Annotated in this window: 20 protein-coding genes; 11 read left to right on the top strand and 9 right to left on the bottom strand. The window is 72.9% G+C overall.

Going from position 1 to position 19,161, the window contains the following annotated elements; translation table 11 throughout:
- Window positions 1-7 precede the first annotated feature (7 nt).
- The gene (locus WDZ95_RS09270) at window positions 8-799 is read left to right on the top strand and encodes a dioxygenase (RefSeq protein ID WP_425777941.1); all 792 of its coding nucleotides are present in this window, start codon (window positions 8-10) and stop codon (window positions 797-799) included.
- 13 nt (window positions 800-812) lie between these two features.
- Window positions 813-1,238 carry a hypothetical protein gene (locus WDZ95_RS09265; protein WP_425777939.1) on the top strand — a complete coding sequence of 142 codons (426 nt, stop codon included), beginning with the start codon at window positions 813-815 and terminating at the stop codon, window positions 1,236-1,238.
- On the opposite strand, the gene WDZ95_RS09260 is transcribed toward WDZ95_RS09265, so the two are convergent.
- On the bottom strand, window positions 1,225-1,554 hold the full coding sequence (locus WDZ95_RS09260; protein ID WP_425777937.1) for a thioredoxin: 330 nt from the start codon (window positions 1,552-1,554) through the stop codon (window positions 1,225-1,227). The two genes, WDZ95_RS09265 and WDZ95_RS09260, sit on opposite strands and share 14 nt — an antisense overlap.
- A 176-nt stretch (window positions 1,555-1,730) precedes the next feature.
- Between WDZ95_RS09260 and WDZ95_RS09255 the strand changes: the two genes are divergently transcribed.
- The 7 genes from WDZ95_RS09255 to WDZ95_RS09225 are packed head-to-tail and all read left to right on the top strand — an operon-like array spanning window position 1,731 to window position 10,527.
- Entirely contained in the window at window positions 1,731-2,927 is a 1,197-nt protein-coding gene (locus WDZ95_RS09255; protein ID WP_425777935.1) for an ROK family protein, read from the top strand.
- Window positions 2,924-4,438 carry a sugar ABC transporter ATP-binding protein gene (locus tag WDZ95_RS09250; RefSeq protein ID WP_425777933.1) on the top strand — a complete coding sequence of 505 codons (1,515 nt, stop codon included), beginning with the start codon at window positions 2,924-2,926 and terminating at the stop codon, window positions 4,436-4,438. Before WDZ95_RS09255 ends, WDZ95_RS09250 begins: the two co-directional genes overlap by 4 nt.
- On the top strand, window positions 4,419-5,414 hold the full coding sequence (locus tag WDZ95_RS09245; protein WP_287469678.1) for an ABC transporter permease: 996 nt from the start codon (window positions 4,419-4,421) through the stop codon (window positions 5,412-5,414). Before WDZ95_RS09250 ends, WDZ95_RS09245 begins: the two co-directional genes overlap by 20 nt.
- 56 nt (window positions 5,415-5,470) lie before the next feature.
- The gene (locus WDZ95_RS09240) at window positions 5,471-6,433 is read left to right on the top strand and encodes a substrate-binding domain-containing protein (RefSeq protein WP_425777930.1); all 963 of its coding nucleotides are present in this window, start codon (window positions 5,471-5,473) and stop codon (window positions 6,431-6,433) included.
- A 23-nt stretch (window positions 6,434-6,456) separates the two neighbouring features.
- Entirely contained in the window at window positions 6,457-7,515 is a 1,059-nt protein-coding gene (locus WDZ95_RS09235; RefSeq protein ID WP_425777928.1) for a sugar phosphate isomerase/epimerase family protein, read from the top strand.
- A complete protein-coding gene (locus WDZ95_RS09230; RefSeq protein WP_425777926.1) occupies window positions 7,512-8,654 on the top strand; it encodes a Gfo/Idh/MocA family protein in 1,143 nt (380 codons plus the stop codon). Before WDZ95_RS09235 ends, WDZ95_RS09230 begins: the two co-directional genes overlap by 4 nt.
- A gap of 49 nt (window positions 8,655-8,703) precedes the next feature.
- Window positions 8,704-10,527 (top strand): monovalent cation:proton antiporter-2 (CPA2) family protein, encoded by a 1,824-nt coding sequence (locus WDZ95_RS09225; protein WP_425777924.1) that lies wholly within the window; start codon window positions 8,704-8,706, stop codon window positions 10,525-10,527.
- Between the two features lie 24 nt (window positions 10,528-10,551).
- On the opposite strand, the gene WDZ95_RS09220 is transcribed toward WDZ95_RS09225, so the two are convergent.
- From WDZ95_RS09220 to WDZ95_RS09210, 3 genes are all read right to left on the bottom strand, one after another.
- Entirely contained in the window at window positions 10,552-10,908 is a 357-nt protein-coding gene (locus WDZ95_RS09220; protein WP_166227852.1) for a hypothetical protein, read from the bottom strand.
- 70 nt (window positions 10,909-10,978) lie between these two features.
- A complete protein-coding gene (locus tag WDZ95_RS09215; RefSeq protein WP_425777922.1) occupies window positions 10,979-12,958 on the bottom strand; it encodes an alkaline phosphatase family protein in 1,980 nt (659 codons plus the stop codon).
- A 60-nt stretch (window positions 12,959-13,018) separates the two neighbouring features.
- Window positions 13,019-13,882 carry a LysR family transcriptional regulator gene (locus tag WDZ95_RS09210; RefSeq protein ID WP_425778066.1) on the bottom strand — a complete coding sequence of 288 codons (864 nt, stop codon included), beginning with the start codon at window positions 13,880-13,882 and terminating at the stop codon, window positions 13,019-13,021.
- Window positions 13,883-13,968: 86 nt separating this feature from the next.
- On the opposite strand from WDZ95_RS09210, the gene WDZ95_RS09205 reads away from it, so the two are divergent.
- A complete protein-coding gene (locus WDZ95_RS09205; protein WP_425777920.1) occupies window positions 13,969-14,880 on the top strand; it encodes a DMT family transporter in 912 nt (303 codons plus the stop codon).
- On the opposite strand, the gene WDZ95_RS09200 is transcribed toward WDZ95_RS09205, so the two are convergent.
- The 3 genes from WDZ95_RS09200 to WDZ95_RS09190 are packed head-to-tail and all read right to left on the bottom strand — an operon-like array spanning window position 14,837 to window position 17,330.
- Window positions 14,837-16,258 carry a sensor histidine kinase gene (locus tag WDZ95_RS09200; protein WP_425777918.1) on the bottom strand — a complete coding sequence of 474 codons (1,422 nt, stop codon included), beginning with the start codon at window positions 16,256-16,258 and terminating at the stop codon, window positions 14,837-14,839. The two genes, WDZ95_RS09205 and WDZ95_RS09200, sit on opposite strands and share 44 nt — an antisense overlap.
- Complete coding sequence (locus tag WDZ95_RS09195) at window positions 16,255-16,920, bottom strand: response regulator transcription factor (RefSeq protein WP_425777916.1); 666 nt, start codon at window positions 16,918-16,920, stop codon at window positions 16,255-16,257. Before WDZ95_RS09195 ends, WDZ95_RS09200 begins: the two co-directional genes overlap by 4 nt.
- Window positions 16,921-16,928: 8 nt before the next feature.
- On the bottom strand, window positions 16,929-17,330 hold the full coding sequence (locus tag WDZ95_RS09190) for a PepSY domain-containing protein (protein WP_425777914.1): 402 nt from the start codon (window positions 17,328-17,330) through the stop codon (window positions 16,929-16,931).
- Window positions 17,331-17,417: 87 nt separating this feature from the next.
- Here WDZ95_RS09190 and WDZ95_RS09185 point away from each other — a divergent pair, with 87 nt between their 5' ends.
- The gene (locus WDZ95_RS09185; RefSeq protein WP_425777912.1) at window positions 17,418-17,708 is read left to right on the top strand and encodes a PepSY domain-containing protein; all 291 of its coding nucleotides are present in this window, start codon (window positions 17,418-17,420) and stop codon (window positions 17,706-17,708) included.
- Between the two features lie 18 nt (window positions 17,709-17,726).
- Here WDZ95_RS09185 and WDZ95_RS09180 read toward each other — a convergent pair whose 3' ends face one another.
- Together WDZ95_RS09180 and thiD are read right to left on the bottom strand one after the other, a co-directional pair.
- Window positions 17,727-18,227 (bottom strand): Dps family protein, encoded by a 501-nt coding sequence (locus WDZ95_RS09180; RefSeq protein ID WP_166227840.1) that lies wholly within the window; start codon window positions 18,225-18,227, stop codon window positions 17,727-17,729.
- A 71-nt stretch (window positions 18,228-18,298) separates the two neighbouring features.
- Entirely contained in the window at window positions 18,299-19,108 is an 810-nt protein-coding gene (thiD, locus tag WDZ95_RS09175) for a bifunctional hydroxymethylpyrimidine kinase/phosphomethylpyrimidine kinase (protein ID WP_425777909.1), read from the bottom strand.
- Window positions 19,109-19,161: the final 53 nt, after the last annotated feature.

The raw sequence follows: 19,161 nt of genomic DNA, 5'->3' as shown, positions 1-19,161 counted from the left end.
GCCCCGCATGAACCGCCTGCCCACCGTTTTCATCTCCCACGGCGCGCCCACCTTTGCGCTCGAACCGGGCCGCGCCGGCCCCGCGCTCGCGGCCCTCGGCCGCGCGCTGCCGCGCCCGCGCGCCGTGCTGGTCGTCTCGCCACACTGGATGAGCACCGTGCCCCTGGTGGGCACCGCCAGCCGGCCCGAGACCGTGCACGACTTCGGCGGTTTTCCGGCCGCGCTCTACCGCCTGCAATACCCGGTGGACGGCGCGCCCGCCGAGGCCCAGCGGGCGTTCGATCTGCTTGCCGCGGCCGGCTGGTCGCCCCGCAGCGACGCGCAGCGCGGCCTCGACCACGGTGCCTGGGTGCCGTTGATGCATCTGTACCCCGAGGCCGATGTGCCGGTGTTCCAGGTCTCGCTGCCCGCGCGGCTGGACAGCGCCGGCGCCTGGGCCCTGGGCCAGGCGCTCGCGCCGCTGGCCGACGAAGGTGTGCTCATCGTGGGCAGCGGCAGCCTCACGCACAACCTCTACGAATTCCGCGCCGGCGACCCGCGCGAGGCCGCCTATGCGCGCGAGTTCAGCGACTGGGTGCGCGAAGCCGTGCTGCAGCGCGACGACGAGCGCCTGCTGCACACGCTCTCGCGCGCGCCGCATGCGCAGCGCGCCCACCCCACCACCGAGCACTTTCTGCCCTTGCTCGTGGCCGCGGGCGCGGCCGCGCCGCAGCGCGCGGTGAGCGTGATCGAAGGCGGCATCGAACACGGTGTGCTCGCCATGGACGGCTACGTGTTCGGCGCCGTGGAGAGCGCCTGAGGGCGCGCCCGCCATGGGCACGCCGCTGCGTCTCGAACCCCGGGCCACCCGCGTGGGCGACGCGCCCGCGCTGACGCCGGGCTACGCGGTGCTCGCGGCGCACAACTTTCCGGGCGGGCGCGTCACGGCGCTCGGGATCGAGCGCGCGATCGAGCACGTCGAAGAGGCGATCATGGCCGCGGGCCCCCTGCCCGGGGCCGGCGGCCCGCTCGCGCTGCAGGACATGGCCGTGGCCAGCCTGTTCGACGCCATCGCGCCCGGCCAGGCCACGCTCGACCTCGACACCGTGGAGCGCGCGTTCTCGGCGCTCGCCGACCACGCCCAGGGCAGCGCGGTGGCCGGCCGCCAGGTGCCCACCGACATCGCCTCGGCCGCGCGCCTGGTGTGGCTGCGCGAGCTGCTGCACCACGGGCGCTACAGCGGCCTCAGCCTGGGCTGAGCAAGGGCCGCAGCGCCGCGGGCGGGGCGCGTTCGTCGAGCCGGCCGAGCTGCGCCACCTGGGCCAGAAAACCCTCGCGGTCGGCGCGCACCGGCCCGAGGTAGCGCAGCACTCCCGCGGGCCGCAAGACCGCCACGCTCGGGAAGGCGGTGATGCCGAGTTCGTCGGCATCGAGCCCCGCGTCCTCGATGTCCACCCAGCGCAGCCGCGGGCTGGCCAGCGCGTCGGCCATGGCGGCAAAGGCGCGGCACTGCGTGCACCAGTCGGCGCACAGCACGAGCACGTGCACATCGGGGGGGAGGGTGGGGGCGTCCATGCCTGGCAGAGAGTGGCGCCGGGGCGGGCGGGTTCCACCGGGCCGTGGCCGTCCCGGGTTTAAGCTGGCCCCTACTTTGAACCGGAATGGGTCGAAGTTTGATCTGTTCGGGTCGAAATCGACCTTCTAGCATCCCCCGCAATGCCCGGCCGCAGAGCCCGGCAGAGGAGACAAGCGTGACCCTGAAAGGCCTCAAAACCGGCGAGAAGACGCTGCTGGACCACGTGTTCTGGGCCAGCGGCATTTCGCGCGACGCGCTCGCCGCGGCCTCGTCGTTTTCCAAGACCCGCGCCAATGCCGCCGTGGCCGAGCTGCTCGAACAGGGCCTGCTCGAGCAGACCGGCGAGCAGATGAGCACCGGCGGCCGCCGCGCCGAAACCCTGCGCCTGAGCCGCAGCCTGGGCGTGCTGATCGGCGTCGCCGTCGGCGCCACCGGGCTGGAGGTCGGCGTCCTGAGCCCCGACCTGACGCTGCTGGCCCACCACAGCGAGCCCGCCGACGTGCGCGATGGCCCCGTGCCCATGCTCGCGCGCATCCGCACCCTCATGCGCGAGCTGCTGGCCCGCTGCGGCGTGCCGCCGCGCCAGGTGATCGCCATCGGCATCGGTCTGCCGGGCCCGGTGGACTTCGACAGCGGCCAGCTCGTGAACCCGCCGCTCATGCCCGCCTGGGACGCCTATTCCATCCGCGACGACATCGCCACCGACTTCAGCGCGCCGGTGTTCGTGGACAACGACGTCAACGTGATGGCGCTGGGCGAGCTCTGGCGCATGCAGCGCGGCCTGCAGAACTTCCTTGTGGTCAAGGTGGGCACGGGCATCGGCTGCGGCGTGGTCTGCCATGGGCAGGTCTACCGCGGCGCCAACGGCTCGGCCGGCGATGTGGGCCACATCTGCGTGGTGCCCGAGGGCCCGCGCTGCCACTGCGGCAACCTGGGCTGCGTCGAGGCCATGGCCGCGGGCCCGGCCATCGCGCGCATGGCCACCGAAGCCGCCGAGGCCGGGCAGAGCCCGCGTCTGGCGCGGCTCATCGCCGAGCGCGGCGCGCTGCGCCTGCAGGACGTGGCCGAGGCCTGCCGCGCGGGTGACATGGCGGCCACCCAGGCGGTGCAGCGCGCGGGCGCGCACGTGGGGCAGATGCTCGCCTCGGTGGTGAACTTCTTCAACCCCTCGCACGTGTTCATCGGCGGCGGCATCACGCGCGTGGGGCCGCTGTTTCTCGCGGCGGTGCGCCAGAGCGTGTACCAGCGCTCGCTCGCGCTATCCACCCGCCACCTCGAGATCCAGTACACGCCGCTGGGCGAACGCGCCGGCCTGATCGGGGCGGCCGTGCTCGCCATGCAGGAAAGCCTGCGCCGCCTGGAGGTCGCGTGAGCGCCAGCGCGCCGGCGACCGGGCGCGTGCAGGTGTCGCTGCGCGGCATCGTCAAGCGCTTCGGCCCGGTGCAGGTGCTGCATGGGGTCGATCTGACGTTCGAGCCCGGCCATGTCTACGGCCTGCTGGGCGAGAACGGCGCGGGCAAGTCCACGCTCATGAAGATCCTTGCGGGCTACGAGGCGCCGAGCGAGGGCAGCCTGGCGGTGAATGGGCGCACCGTGGCCTTCGACGGCCCGCGTGCCGCCGAGGCCGAAGGCATCGTGCTGATTCACCAGGAATTCAACCTCGCCGAAGACCTCACGGTGGCGCAGAACATCTTCCTGGGCCACGAGCCGCGCCGCGGCCTCTGGCTCGACGACGCCGCCATGCGCGCCACCGCGCGCCGCGTGCTCGACGAGGTCGGCCTGCCCCAGGTGGACCCCGACACCCGCGTGCGCGAACTCATCGTGGCCGAGCGCCAGCTGGTGGAGATCGCGAAGGCGCTGTCGCGCCAGGCGCGCGTGCTCGTGATGGACGAGCCCACGGCCACGCTCACGCCCGCCGAGACCGGCCGGCTGTTCGCGCTGGTGGCGCGGCTCAAGGCCGAGGGCGTGTGCATCGTCTTCATCTCGCACAAGCTCGACGAGGTCGAGCGCACCACCGAGACCGTGGTGGTGATGCGCGACGGCCGCGTGGTGGCGCAGCAGCCCACGGCCTCGCTCACGCGCGCGCAGATGGCGAACCTGATGGTGGGCCGCGAGCTCGCCGACCTGTACCCGCCACGCCCCCCCGTGCCCGAGGGCGCGCCGGTGCTGCTGTCGGTGCGCGGCCTGAGCGTGCCCGGCTGGGCCGAGGGCGTGGACTTCGAGGTGCGCGCGGGCGAGGTGTTCGGCTTCGCGGGCCTGGTGGGCGCGGGCCGCACCGAGCTGTTCGAGGGCCTGCTGGGCCTGCGCCCGCGCCGCGCCGACGCGGTGCAGATCGCCGGCCGCGCGCTGCTGCCACACTCGCCGCGCGAAGCGGCCGAGGCTGGCCTCACCTACCTCAGCGAAGACCGCAAGGGCCGCGGCCTGCATGTGCGCCTGGGCCTGCGCGAGAACCTCACGCTCATGGCGCTGCACCGCCACGCGCGGCCCTGGCTGCGGCCCGCGAGCGAACAGGGTGCGCTGCTGCAGGCGGTGCGCGATTTCGGCATCCGCTGCGGATCGCTCGAGGTGCCCGCGGGCTCGCTGTCGGGCGGCAACCAGCAAAAGCTCGCGCTCGCGCGCGTGCTGCACCCCGAACCGCGCGTGGTGGTGCTCGACGAGCCCACGCGCGGCGTGGACATCGGCGCCAAGCGCGAGATCTACGCGCTGATCCGCCGCCTGGCCGACGAAGGCCGCGCGGTGGTGGTGGTGTCGTCCGAACTCATGGAACTCATCGGCCTGTGCCACCGCGTCGCGGTGATGCGCGCGGGCCGGCTGCAGGCCACGCTGTCGGCCGCGCAACTCAACGAACAGGAGCTGATCGCCCATGCCACCGGAACGCACTGACGCGCCCGCCCCGGCCGCCGCCCGCCGCTGGCGCCTGCCCCCGCTGGGGCCGTTGCTGGGCCTGCTGTTGCTGTGCATCGCGGGCACGCTGCTCAACCGCGAATTCGCCACCACCGACAACGCGCTCAACGTGCTCACGCGCACCGCCTTCATCGGCATCATCGCCGTGGGCATGTGCTTCGTGATCATCTCGGGCGGCATCGACCTCTCGGTGGGTTCCATGGCCGCGCTGATCGCCGGCGTGACCATCCTGCTGATGAACAAGCTCGCGCCGCTGGGCTGGCCGCCCGCGGCGGTGGTGGTGGCGGGCATGGCCACCGCGGTGCTGCTGGGCGCGCTGTTCGGCCTGGCGCACGGCCTGCTCATCACGCGCGGACGCATCGAACCCTTCATCGTCACGCTTGGCACGCTGGGCATCTTCCGCGCCTACCTCACCTACTTCGCCGACGGCGGCGCGCTCGCGCTCGACAACACCCTGGCCGATGCCTACGGCCCGGTCTATTACGGCAGCCTGCTTGGCGTGCCGATCCCGGTGTGGGTGTTCGCGCTCGTGGCCATCGCCGGGGCACTGCTGCTCAAGCGCACGGCCTACGGGCGCTATGTGCAGGCCATCGGCTCGAACGAGCAGGTGGCGCGCTACGCCGCGGTCGACGTCGACCGCACCAAGGTGCTCACCTACACCCTGCTCGGCGTGTGCGTGGGCATCGCCACGCTGCTCTACGTGCCGCGCCTGGGCTCGGCCTCGCCCACCACCGGCCTGCTCTGGGAGCTCGAGGCCATCGCCGCGGTGATCGTGGGCGGCACCGCGCTGCGCGGCGGCGCCGGCAGCATCGGCGGCACCGTGGTCGGCGCCATCCTGCTCTCGGTCATCAGCAACATCCTCAACCTCACCAGCATCATCAGCGTGTACCTCAACGCGGCGGTGCAGGGGTTCGTGATCATCGCCGTCGCATTCATGCAGCGGCGGCGTCCCTAGGCTCGACGCAGGAGCCTCGTTTTCCGTCCGCACCACCACCCCTCAAGGAGACAAGCATGAAGCACCGCATCCGACTGCACGCGCTGGCCGCCGTGGCCGCCATCGGCCTGGCCAGCCCCCTGCTGGCACAGGCCCAGAACAAGGTGAACCTGGGCGTGGCCATCCCGGCCGCCACCCACAGCTTCGCCGCCGGCCTGGTGTACTGGGCCAACGAGGCCAAGAAAGAGCTCGAGAAGGACCCGAACATCAAGGTCACCATCAAGACCGCCAGCGGCGCGCCCGAGCAGGCCAACCAGCTGCAGGACCTGGTCACCGCGACCAAGATCGATTCGCTGGTGATCCTGCCCTTCGAGTCGGCCGCGCTCACGCGCCCGGTGCAACAGGTCAAGGCCAAGGGTGTGTACGTCACCGTGGTCGACCGCGGCCTCACCGACACCAGCGCGCAGGACGCCTATGTGTCGGGCGACAACACCGCCTTCGGCAAGGTGCCGGCCGAGTACCTGGCCAAGGCCCTCAACGGCAAGGGCAACATCGTGGCGCTGCGCGGCATCCCCACCACCATCGACAACGAGCGCATGGACGCGTTCATGTCGGTGATGAAGAACCACCCGGGCATCAAGGTGCTCGACGCCAAGCACGGCAACTGGAACCGCGACGACGCCTTCAAGGTGATGCAGGACTTCCTCACGCGCTTCAAGGAGATCGACGCCGTGTGGGCGGCCGACGACGACATGGCCTTCGGCGTGCTGCGCGCGATCGAGCAGGCCAAGCGCAAGGACATCAAGATCGTCTTCGGCGGTGCCGGCGCCAAGGCCATGGTGAAGACGCTCATGGACGGCAGCAACCCGCTGGTCCAGGCCAACGTGTCGTACTCGCCCAAGTTCCTCTACGAGGCGATCAAGATGACCGCGCTGGCGCGCCAGAAGGGCCAGAAGCTGCCGGCCTCGACCATCGTGCCCTCGGTGCTCATCACCAAAGAGAACGCCAAGGACTTCTACTTCCCCGATTCGCCGTTCTGAACGCCAGCGCCAGGAGGACCCGCATGAAAACGATCCAGGGACCCGGGATCTTCCTGGCCCAGTTCATCGGCGACGCCGCGCCCTTCGACACGCTCGACGGGCTGGCGCGCTGGGCCGCTTCGCTGGGCTACAAGGGGCTGCAGATGCCCACCAGCGATGCGCGCATCTTCGACCTCGAACGCGCTGCCACCAGCGACGCGTACTGCGACGAAGTGAAGGGCCTGCTTGCCGATCACGGCCTGCAGCTCACCGAGCTGTCCACCCACCTGCAGGGCCAGCTGCTGTGCGTGCACCCCGCGTACGACCTGCAGTTCGACGCCTTCGCCGCGCCCCACGTGCGCGGCAACCCGGCCGCGCGCACCGCCTGGGCGCACGCGCAGCTGCTGCTCGCGGCCCGGGCCTCGCAGCGGCTGGGCCTGAAGGCGCACGCCTCGTTTTCGGGCGCGCTGGCCTGGCCCTACCTCTACCCCTGGCCGCAGCGCCCGCCCGGTCTGGTCGACGCGGCCTTCGCCGAGCTCGCGCGGCGCTGGCGCCCGGTGCTCGACGCCTTCGACGACGCGGGCGTGGACGTTTGCTACGAGCTGCACCCCGGCGAAGACCTGCACGACGGCCTCACGTTCGAGCGCTTTCTCGACGCGCTCGACCAACACCCGCGCGCCAACATCCTCTACGACCCCAGCCACTTCGTGCTGCAGCAGCTCGATTACCTGGCCTTCATCGACCACTACCACGAGCGCATCCGCGCCTTCCACGTGAAAGACGCCGAGTTCCGCCCCAACGGCAAGCAGGGTGTCTACGGCGGCTACGCGAACTGGGTCGACCGCGCGGGCCGCTTCCGTTCGCTCGGCGACGGCCAGGTCGATTTCAAGGCCATCTTCTCCAGGCTCACGCAGCACGGCTACGCGGGCTGGGCCGTGCTCGAATGGGAGTGCTGCCTCAAGCACCCGGAGGACGGCGCGCGCGAAGGCGCGGCCTTCATCCGCGAGCACATCATCCGCGTGGCCGACCGCGCCTTCGACGACTTCGCCGCGAGCGCGGGCGATGCGGCCACGCTGGCCGCGCTGCTGGGCCTGTCGCGATGAGCGAGGACCGCAGCACCCGGCGCATCCGCCTGGGCATGGTGGGCGGGGGCGAGGGCAGCTTCATCGGCGCCGCGCACCGCGCCGCGGCCCGGCTCGACGACCAGTTCGAGCTCGTGGCGGGCGCGCTGTCGTCCACGCCCGGGCGCGCGCACGCGAGCGCGGCCGGGCTGCACATTGCGCACGATCGCAGCTATGCCGACTACGCCGAGATGGCACGCGCCGAGGCGCGGCGTTCCGACGGCATCGACGCCGTGGCCATCGTCACGCCCAACCACCTGCACGTCCCGGTGGCGCTGGCCTTCGCCGAGCAGGGCATCCACGTCATTTGCGACAAACCGATCGCCACCTCGCTGGCCGAGGCCGAGGCGCTCGCACAGCGCGTGCGCGAACGCGGCCTGCTGTTCCTGCTCACGCACACCTACAGCGGCTACCCCATGGTGCGCCAGGCGCGCGAGCTGGTGGCGCAGGGCGCGATCGGCGAGGTGCGCATCGTGCAGGTCGAGTACGTGCAGGACTGGCTGGGCGAGCCGATCGAGCAACAGGGCCACAAGCAGGCCGCCTGGCGCAACGACCCGCGGCAGGCCGGCCCCGCGGGCGCGCTGGGCGACATCGGCACCCACGCCTACCACCTGGCGGGCTACGTGACGGGCCTGAAGCTGCACGAGCTTGCGGCCGAGCTCAGCACCTTCGTGCCCGGCCGCACGCTCGACGACCACGTGCAGGTGATGCTGCGCTACGAAGGCGGCGCGCGTGGCCTGTTGTGGGCCAGCCAGGTCGCCAGCGGCAGCCGCAACGGCCTGCGCCTGCGCGTCTACGGCAGCACCGGCTCGCTGCAGTTCGACCAGGAGCGGCCCGAGGAACTGTGGCTCACGCGGCCCGGCCAGCCTTCGCAGTGCCTGTACCGCGGCGTGCCGCCCGCGCCCGGCGGCCTCGCGCAGGCGCACCGCATCCCGGCCGGCCACCCCGAGGGCTACCTCGAGGCCTTCGCCCAGCTCTATCGCGACTTCGCGCGCGCCTGGCGCGGCGAGGCCGGCGTGCCACTGCCCGGCCTGGACGACGGCCTGGACGGCATGGCCTTCGTGGAGGCCGTGCTGCGCAGCCACCGCGAGGGCATGCGCTGGGTGCGGCCGGCGCGCTGAGCCCGGGCGGCAATGCCAGAATCGCCGCTCCGCAACACAGGAGCGCGCCATGGCCGCTGAAGCCAGTTCCGAGCTGATCCCGGTCGTCACGCTGCTCGGGGCGGCCGTGGTCGCCGTGCCGCTGTTCAAGCGCCTGGGCCTGGGCTCGGTGCTCGGCTACCTGGCCGCGGGCCTGGCCATCGGGCCCTTCGGGCTCGGCCTGTTCAGCAACCCGCAGACCATCCTGCACACGGCCGAACTCGGCGTGGTGATGTTCCTGTTCGTCATCGGCCTGGAGATGCAGCCCTCGCACCTGTGGGCCTTGCGGCGCGCGATCTTCGGGCTGGGCAGCCTGCAGGTGGCCGTGTGCGGTGCGGCGCTCACGCTGGTGGGCATGGCCTTCGGCTTTTCTTGGCAGGTGGCGTTCATCGGTGCCATGGGCTTCGTGCTCACGTCCACCGCGATCGTGATGCAGCTGCTCGGCGAGCGCGGCGAGATCGCCACCGTGCGCGGGCAGAAGATCGTGTCGGTGCTGCTGTTCGAAGACCTGCTGATCGTGCCGCTGCTCGCGATCGTGGCGCTGATGTCGCCCGAGGCCGCCGCCGCCGGGGCCGAAGGCGCGTCGCGCTGGGTGGCCATCGGCATCGGTGCGGGCGCGCTGGCCTTGCTCGTGGCCGTGGGCCTGTGGCTGCTCAACCCGCTGTTCGAGGTGCTGGCCAAGGCGCACGCGCGCGAGGTCATGACCGCGGCCGCGCTGCTGGTGGTGCTGGGCGCGGCGCTCCTCATGCAGGTGGGCGGCCTGTCCATGGCCATGGGCGCCTTCCTCGCGGGCGTGCTGCTGTCCGAATCGACCTTCCGCCACCAGCTCGAGGCCGACATCGAGCCCTTCCGCGGCCTGCTGCTGGGCCTGTTCTTCCTGGGCGTGGGCATGTCGCTCGACCTCGGCGCCGTGGCGCGCCACTGGCCGCTGATCGTGGCCGGCGTGCTCGCGCTCATGCTGGTGAAGGCGCTGGGCATTTACGCGGTGGCGCGGCTCACCCGCAGCACGCACGCCGACGCGCTGGACCGCGCGGTGCTGATGGCGCAGGGCGGCGAGTTCGCGTTCGTGCTGTTCGCCGCCGCGCTTGCGGGCCGCGTGATCGACCCGGTGACCAATGCCAACCTGACCGCCATCGTGGTGCTGTCCATGGCGCTTACGCCGCTGGCGGTGCTGGCGCACCAGCGCTTCGCGCCGCGCGCGGCGGCGTCCACCGACGGGGCGCCCATGGCCGAACACGAAGAAGGGCAGGTGCTGATCATCGGCTTCGGCCGCGTGGGCCAGATCGCGAGCCAGAACCTGCTGCTGCTGGGGGCGACCATCACCATCATCGATGCCGATCCCCAGTTCGCGCGCGAAGCCGAGCGCTTCGGCTTCAAGGTGTACTACGGCGACGGCACGCGGCCCGACATCCTGCACGCCGCAGGGGCCGAGCGCGCCCAGGTGGTGCTGGTGTGCGTGGACGACGCCAGTGCCGCGACGCAAATCGTGGAGGCGTGCCGCCACACCTTCCCGCACGTGCGCGTGATCGCGCGCGCCTTCGACCGCGAGCACGCGGCCGCCCTTGTGAAGGCGGGTGTGCACCTGCAGGTGCGCGAGACCTTCGAGTCGGCCATGCTCATGGGCCGCGAGGCCATGCTGGCCCTGGGCACCTCGCCCGCCGAGGCCGACGCCGTGGTGGCGCGCATCCGCCAGCGCGACGCCGAGCGCTTCGAGATGGAGTTGAACGGTGGCGGCCTGGTGGCCGGGCGGCCCATGATCCTGGGCAACCTGCGCCCGCCGCAGGGCGAGCCCGAACAGGCCTGCCCGGGCTTTGCCGAACCGGTGGCCGCGACCGACGCCGGGCCGGCGCGCTGAGCGCGGGCGCGTTCCCGGCGCGCCTCAGCGCGCCCAGTGCGCCTGCAGGTCGCCCAGCACCTCGTCGATGCCCTTGAGCGAGCCCGCGAGCTCGCGGCACAGGGCCAGCCACTCATTGCGTTGCGCAGCGGTGTCGGGGTCGGCGTCGTTGGCGATGAGCTGCACCGCGGCCTCGAGGTCCCCGCCGGTCCGCTGGCGCAGGCCCAGCGCGTGGATGAACAGGCCGCGTGCGGTCTCGCGCGTATCGCCCATGGCGGCGCGCGTGTGCTCGCTGCTCGTCATCGCGTCGGCCATCAGCAGGTTGCGGATGGTCTCCAGCGTGCCCGTGAGGTGGCGCATGCGCTCACAGGCGGCGACGAGCTTGTCGAAGGCGTTGTCCATGATGAAAGGATGACCATAGCGCAGAAGCCTTGCCCCTGGCTGTGACGCGGTTCACGCGCCGGGCGGCTCTTCAGTCTTCGCGCGCCTCGTCCTCGCGCGGCACGAACACCACGGTGCGACCGTCGGCCAGCAACTGGCTGATGCGCTGCGGCGCACCGTGTTCGTCGAGTTCGAGCAGGCCCACGCCGCAGCCGTTGAGCAGGCGCCGCCCGGGGGGCGTGCCTTCGGGCTTGCGCGGCGTGACGGTCATGTGGCGGCGGCGTGTGAAGCGGTTGAGCGGCGAGCGCGGGGAGAACAGCCAGCGGTTGAGGTGGTCGAGCCGCGCGAGCAGGCCGTCGGGGAAGGTGTTGCGCAGGCCGCTGCTGCAGACCTGCCAGATGTGCGGCCCGGGCGTCTGCAGCAGGCGCCGCCCGCGCGGGCGCAGCTCCACGTCGTACACGAAGGAGTAGTGCACGTCGCCCGAGAGCACCACGAAGGTCTGCGGCGTGCGCGGGTGGCGGAAGATGTTGAGCATGGCGCTGGCCGCGCCGGGGTGCGACATCCAGTTCTCGGCGTCGACCATGAGCGGGTGGCCGAAGAAGCTGAACACGCGCTGGATGGTTTCGATGAGCTTGACGCCGAAGATCGGCGCCGAGGCCACGAGCAGCACCGCGGGGTGGTCGCGCAGCGCCTGCTGCAGGTCGGTGAGCGCCTCCCAGTCCATCAGGCCCGAGGGCCGGCGCGGCGAGACCTCGGAGCGCCAGCGGTGGGTGCGGCTGTCGAGCACCATGAGCGGCGGCGAGGTGGGCCACACGTAGTGCCAGTCGCGCCAGCGCAGCAGCCGCTCGATCAGCGCGTCGTGCGCCGCGCCGCCGGGCTCGTCGAGCGCGGCCTGCACCTGTTCGAGCAGCCCCTCGCGCGCGAAGGCCTCGGGCCGGTTGCCCCAGGCCTGCTGCAGCAGGTAGGCGATGAGCGCGTTGCCGATCACGCGGCGCGAGAACGCATGCCCGTAGGCCACGTCTTCCCACTCGCGGCTGAGGTTCCAGTCGTCGGTGATGTCGTGGTCGTCGAACACCATGGCCACCGGCAGGTGCGCGAGCACGCGGCGCACCGCGGGCAGGCCCTCACGGAACGCGGCGATGGCCTCGCTCTCGCGCGCATAGCGCTCGGCGCAGGCGGGGTCGAGCCCGGGCGGTGGCGACAGGTCCAGCCCCTGCCAGGGCAGCGGCGACCACACCAGCAGGTACATGGCGATCACCTCGCCCAGGGTGATCAGGTGGTTGTGCGCGTTGTCGGTGGTGAAGACGGGCTTCTTCACGCCCTCGAACACCAGATCGATCAGGCGTTCGCTGCGCGGCGTGCGTGGCAGCAGTTGTTCGCGGTGGTAGTAGGTGGCGGGGTGCGCGAGCAGGTCGGCGGTGTCGTGCACGCCGCTGCCGTCGGCGCCCGCGATGCGCTCCTCGCGCAGGCCCAGGCGCTGCATCAGGCCGTGGATGGCGCGCAGCATCGGACCGGCCACGTCGTCGCAGTACACCTGGTCGCCGCTGAGCACCAGGGCCGATGGCCAGGGCGGCGCCTCGGGCCCGGGCGCCGTCAGCAGCTTTTCGAGGTGGGCGTCGGCGCGCGCCAGGCCGTCGCCGCCGCCCGCGTGGTGCGGCTTGCGGCACGAGCCGTGCAGCAGCGCGCGCACCCGCGGCGCGAACACGAAGCCCGGGCCGTCGTGGCCGGGGTAGGCCAGCGCAGGGTCGTGGTGCGGCGTCCAGCCGCCCTCGCCATCGCCCCCGCCCTCGGCGAATTCGAAGCGGTAGCCGGTGCGGGCGTCACGGGCCAGGTCTTCATCGAGCGCGAGCTCGATCAGCGCGATCACCAGCCGCTCGCCCACGCGCAGCGTGTGCACCGTGGGTTCGTGGGTGGCCGTGCGGCCGTCGGGGTGCTGCAGCCGCACACGCAGCACAACGGGCCGGGTGCAGGCCATCCACCAGGCGATGCGCCGCGCCTGCACGCGCCGCAGCACCGGCCCGGCGAGCACCAGCGGCAGGTCTTGGGCAACGGCGGCGGGCGTGGGCAGCATGTGGGCGCGGATTGTGGCGCGCGAGTGTGTCGCCTTGCTGCGCCGCGGTAAATACCCGTTTCAGGCCGCCTGGCGCAGGGTCTGCACCAGCAGGCGGTGAAAGCCGTCGACCGCGGCCGAGCCGCGCGAGGCCCGGCTGCGGTAGGCCGCCACGGCCATGGGCGCCATGGGGCCCAGGCCGTGTTCGGCCCCGAGCACCTGCAGCTGCGGCGGCGCGCTGCACTGCGTGAGCACGGCCACGGCGAGCCCGCTCTCCACCGCGGCGATCTGGCCCGCCAGGCTGGAGCTGTGGTACACGACGCGGTGCCGCCGCCCCTGCAGCGACAGCGTGGTGAGCGCGTGCCGCCGCGCGAGGCTGCCGTCTTCGTACACCGCGATCGGCAGCGGGTCGCGCCGCCACACGTCGAACGGTGGCGAGCCCACCCACACCAGGGGCTCGTGGAACAGCAGCGTGCCGCGCTGCGCGTGGTCGCGCGAGACCAGCGCGAGGTCGAGCTCGCCGCGCTGCACGCGCGGGATCAGCGCGGTCGATTGTTCGCAGGCGAGGTCGATCTGCACCGCCGTGTGGCGCGCCGCGAAGCGCTTGAGCACGGGCGTGAGGTAGCGCGCGGCGTAGTCGTCGGGCACGCCCAGGCGCACACGGCCCTCGAGCGTGTCGGGCCGCATCGCGGCCTGGGCCTCGCTGTGCAGGTCGAGCAGGCGGCGCGCGTAGCCGAGCAGGGCCTGGCCGTCGGGCGTGAGTTCGAGCCGGCGCGGACCGCGCAGCAGCAGGGGCTTGCCCACCGCGCGCTCGAGCTTTTGCAGCTGCATGCTCACCGCCGATTGCGAGCGGTTCACCTCGGGCGCGGCGGCCGAGAGCGAGCCGGCGTCGATCACGGCCACGAAGCACTTGAGCCAGTCGATCTGCAGGTCCTGCACGCGCATCGGGGCAATGGTCATTCGAAGAGCGGATGGATGGATTGCGAATTATCCGCTTCTCGAAACCACCGGCCAGCCCCACAGTGCGCGCCATGCAAGCCTCTTCCTCACCCGCCGCGGCCGAAACGCGGGCCGCCTGGCGCATGGCCGCAGGCGGCGCCCTGCTGGGCACGCTGGGCGTGTTCCTGCTCGAATCGGGCAGCGACGCGGCCTCGGCCGCCTGGTTCCGCTGCGCCTTCGGCGTGCTCGCGCTCACGCTGTGGGCCCAGGCCACGCGGCGCACGCCGCTCTGGCGTCTGCCCGCGGGCACGGCGCTGCGCGTGGGCGTGGCCGCGGCGCTGGTGGTGCTGAGCTGGGTGGTGTTCTTCGTGGCCATCCAGCACCTGTCGGTCGGCCTGGCCACCGTGGTGTTCCACGTGCAGCCGCTGTGCATCATGGTGGCCGGGGCCTGGTGGCTGGGCGAGCCGCTGCCGCGCGCGCGCATGGCGGCGGTGCTGCTGGCGCTGCTGGGCCTGTCGCTGGCCACCGGCCTGCTGGGCAGCGGGGCCGCGGTGTCGTGGCTGGGGGTGGCGCTGTGTGGCGTGGCCGTGGTGGCGCAGACCGCCGTGGGCCTGCTGCTGCGCGCGCGCACCCCGGTGCCGCCGCTGGCCCTGGCCTGGTGGCAGTGCGCGGTGGGCGCGCTGGTGCTGTGGCCCTGGCTGTGGCTCAACGGTTGGCCCGCCTGGGGTCCGGCCTGGGGCTGGCTGGCCGCGCTCGGCGTGCTGCACACGGGGCTGGCCTACGTGCTGATCTATGGCGGCATGGCGCGGCTGGCCACCGCGCGCACCGCGCTGCTGCAGTTCGTCTACCCCGCGGTCACGCTGCTGTGCGACGCGCTGGTCTACCAGCGGCTGCTCGCGCCCGGGCAATGGCTGGGCGTGGGCCTGATGGCGCTGGCGCTGTGGTGGGGCGCGCGGCCGGTCAGCGCGGCGGCGCCGCAGGCGGCGCTGACGCGGCGGGGCTGAGGGCCAGCGGCAGCCACAGGCGCGCGCGCAGGCCACCGAGCGGGCCGTCTTCAAGCGCGAAGCGGCCCCCGTACACCTCGACCAGGTCGGCCACGATGGCCAGGCCCAGGCCGCTGCCTCGGTGCGATTCATCGAGCCGCGCACCGCGCTGCAGGGCCAGCGTGCGCGCCTCGGGCGCGATGCCCGGGCCGTCGTCGTCCACGCACAGCGCGAGGCCGCCATCCGCGGCCTGCAGCGAGAGCTGCACGCGTCGACGCGCGTGGCGCGCGGCGTTGTCGAGCAGGTTGCCCAGCACCTCGTGCAGGTCGTGCGGCGTGATGCGCGGTGCGGGCAGGGCCTGCGCCTCGTCGGCCGCGATGTCGATGTCGGGGTGCAGCCGCGACAGCGTGCGCAGCAGCGGGGGCAGCACGTCGGCCAGCGGCGCGCGCGCGCCGCCGCTGTGCACCGAGGCCGCGGCGCGCGAGCGCGTGAGCTGGCGGTGGATCTGCCGCTCCATGGCGTCGAGCTGCTCGCGCAGCAGGGCCCGCGCCTCGGGCCCGAGGCCGCTGTCGCGCCCATCGGCCTGCGCGAGCTGGCCCAGCACGGCCAGCGGCGTCTTGAGCGCGTGCGCGAGGTTGCCGGCCTGGGCCTCGGCCTCGTCCACCAGGGACTGGCGCTGACCGAGCAGGCGGTTGATCTCGTCCACCAGCGGCTGCACCTCGGCCGGGTGGTGGCCGTCCAGGCGCGGGCTGTGGCGCTCGCGCAGCGCCGCCAGCGCGCCCTGCAGCCGGCGCAGCGGCTGCAGGCCCAGCCGCACCTGGGCGTGCGAGGCCAGCACGAGCAGCAGCGCCAGCAGCGCGAGCGACGCGCCCAGGCCGCGCGCGAACGAGCGGCTCGCGGCCTCGAGCGCGCTGGCGTCGCTGGCCACGGCGAGCACCACGGCGCCGTCCCAGCCCGCGGGCTGCACGCGGCGCAGCCACACGCGCAGCGGCTCGCCGCGCGGGCCGTCGGCGGTCTGCACCCAGGGCGCGGCGCCCGGGGCGTCCGCGGGCGGGGTGGGGGTGAAGGCGGGCGCGCTGTCCCACCACGAGCGCGAGCGCAGCGGCTCGCCAGACGCGGGCAGCGCGAGCCAGTACAGGCCGCTCGCGGGCTGGCGGAACAGCGGGTCGGCGGGCTCGCGGCGCAGGCCCAGCGCGGCGCGCCCCTCGGCGTCGGTCTGCACCTGCAGCGCGGCGGTCACGTCGTCGAGCTGGCGCTGCAGGCGCGCGTCGAACTCGCGCTCGGCGTGCGCGCGGAACAGCCGGTACAGGCCCAGCGCCGCGAGCAGCAGCGCCAGCACCACCAGCACCGAGGCGGCCCATTGCAGGCGGCGCTGCAGCGAGACGGGCGCGCGGCTCATGCGCCAGGCGCCTGGAGCTTGAAGCCCTGGCCGCGCACGGTGGCGATGCTGCCCTCGGGCAGCTTGCGGCGCAGCCGCGCGATGAAGACGTCGAGCGTGTTGCTGTCGCGCTCGCTGGCGTCGTCGTAGAGCTTTTCCACCAGTTCGGCGCGCGAGAGCACGCGCCCCGGGTGGTGCAGGAAGGTGTTGAGCAGGCGGTACTCGAAGGCCGTGAGATCGACCGCGCGGCCGTCCACCTGCAGCGCGCGCGTGCGCGTGTCCAGCCGCAGCGGGCCGTGCCGCAGCACCGGGTGGGCCAGGCCGCTCGCGCGCCGCAGCAGCGCGCGCAGGCGCGCGAGCAGCTCTTCGAGCTCGAAGGGCTTGGCGAGGTAGTCGTCGGCGCCGGCGTCCATGCCGTGCACCTTGTCCTGCCACGAGCCGCGCGCGGTGAGCACCAGCACGGGCACGGTGCTGCCGGCCTCGCGCCAGTGGCGCAGCACGCTCAGGCCGTCGCGCCCGGGCAGGCCCAGGTCGAGCACCACCGCGTCGGGCGGCCGCGTGAGACCCAGGTGCGCGGCGTCCACGCCGTTGTCGGCCAGGTCCACCGCGTAGCCCGCGGCCTGCAGCGCGTTGTCGAGCTGCACCAGCAGGCGGGGATCGTCCTCGGCGACCAGGATGCGCATGGGCTGTGTCAGCGGCGCTCGGGGCGCGGCGGGGCGAACAGGGTTTCGAGCCGCTGGCCCTTGATTTCGGTGAGGCTGCCGGTGCGGCCTTCGTAGGTGAGCTCGATCACGCGGCCGTCATCGAGCAGCAGTTCGAGCTCGTACTCGATGCGCCGGCCCTTGCCATCGATCTCGACCTCGATCACGCGGCCGCCGAAGGTGCGCAGCGCGTGTGCCGTGACCTGCGCCAGCGGCACGGCCTCGCCGCGGCGCACCGCCTCCTGCGCGCGGTCCTGGTCACGGGCCGCAGCGGGCAGGGCCAGCCCGGCAGCGAGCAGCAGCGCGGGCAGGCGGGGCAGGGTGGGGAACAGGCCGGTCACGCGCAGAGCGTGCCATGCGCGGCATGAACGGCGCATGAACGGCGGGTTCATGGGGCGTTCAAGCACCGCCGGGCACAGTGCCGGCCATGGCGCCACCCGGTGCCATGCCCATCCCCCTTGATCCCGAAAGGAAACACCATGAAGAAGACCTTTGTGCTCATGCCCCTGATCCTGTCGGCCGCACTGGCCCAGGCCCAGGCCCCTGCCGCGCCCGCCGGCCCGGCCGCCATGGGCTTCGGCCAGGTGACCGACGCCCTGCAGCGCCAGGGCTTTCGCGACATCCACGAGGTGGAGCGCGAAAGCGAGCGGCTCTACGAAGTGAAGGCCTACACGGCCCAGGGCGAGCGCGTGGAGCTCACGGTGGACGCGCGCTCGGGCGAGGTGCTCAAGACCGAACACAAGGGCGCGCGCAAGGGCGATCGCCGTTGAACGCGCGCCGCCCGCGCGTCACTCCTCGAGCAGCGAGCGCAGCATCCAGGCCGTCTGCTCGTGCACCGTGAGGCGCTGCACCAGCACGTCGGCCGTGGGTTCGTCGTTGGCCTTGTCGACCAGCTCGAACATGGCGCGTGCGGTGCGCGCCGCGCCTTCGTGGCCTTTGGCCAGGATGGCCACCATCTCCATTGCCTTGGGCGGGGTGGCGGGCGCGTCGGGCAGCGAGCTCAGTTTGGCGAACTCGGCGTAGCTGCCCGGGGCCACGTGGCCCAGCGAGCGGATGCGCTCGGCGATCGGGTCGACCGCGTTCCACAGTTCGGTGTACTGCGCCATGAACATGGCGTGCAGGCTGTTGAACATCGGGCCGGTGACGTTCCAGTGGAAGTTGTGCGTGGTGAGGTACAGCGTGTAGGTGTCGGCCAGCAGGTGGCTCAGGCCCTTGGCGATGGCGGCGCGGTCTTTCTCGCTGATGCCGATGTTCACGGCCATGACGGGCTTGGCGGTCTTTTTGCTCATGGGATCTCCTGGTGAAAAAAAGCGCAGGGCCCGAGCTTATCGCCGGCCGGTGGCCGCCGTGTTGCGCCCGGTCAATGCGCGTGCCGGGCCCAGCCGTGGTCCAGCGGCCCGGGGCCCTGGCCCAGCCGCCAGCCCGCTGCGCCCTGCAGCGCGCCGCGCACGAAGTCGCGCCCCTGCGCCACGGCCTCGCGCAGCGCGAGCCCGCGCGCCAGGCCGCAGGCGATGGCGCTCGAGAGCGTGCAGCCCGTGCCGTGGGTGTTGCGCGTGGCAATGCGCTGGCTCTGCCACAGCGTGGAGCCCTCGGGGTCGATCAGCAGGTCGCTGAGCACATCGCCCACCAGGTGGCCGCCCTTGATGAGCACCGCCTGCGCGCCCAGCGCGCGCAGTTCGGGCACCGCGGCCTGCATCGCGTCCACCGTGGCGATGGGCCGGCCCAGCAGGGCCGCGGCCTCGTCGAGGTTGGGCGTGACCAGCATGACCAGCGGGAACAGTTCGCTGCGCATCGCGGCCACGGTCTCGTCGGTGACGAGCCGGTCGCCGCTGCTGGCGACCATCACGGGATCGAGCACCACGCGGCGCAGGCCGTGGCGCCGCAGCGCGCCGGCCACCGCGCGCACGACCTCGGGCCCGTGCAGCATGCCGATCTTCACCGCGTCGACGCCGATGTCTTCGGCCACGGCATCGATCTGCTGCGCCACCAGGGCCGCGGGCAGGGCGTGCACCGCGCGCACGCCCTGCGTGTTCTGCGCGGTGATCGCGGTGATGGCCGTGGTGCCGAAGCAGTCGAGGGCGCTGCAGGTGTTGAGGTCGGCCTGAATGCCGGCACCGCCGCCGGAGTCGCTGCCGGCGATGCTGAGGACGCGGGGAGGGGTGGGGCTCATGCGGGGCGTGCCGTGCCGGGCGGGCGGTGCCGCCCCAGGGGCAAAGCGAACGA

The organism is Hydrogenophaga sp. T2 (assembly GCF_049843535.1).
GTDB lineage: Bacteria > Pseudomonadota > Gammaproteobacteria > Burkholderiales > Burkholderiaceae_C > Hydrogenophaga > Hydrogenophaga crocea.
The sequence above is the reverse complement of the archived record's forward strand: the minus strand, read 5'-3'. Positions and strand labels throughout refer to the sequence as shown.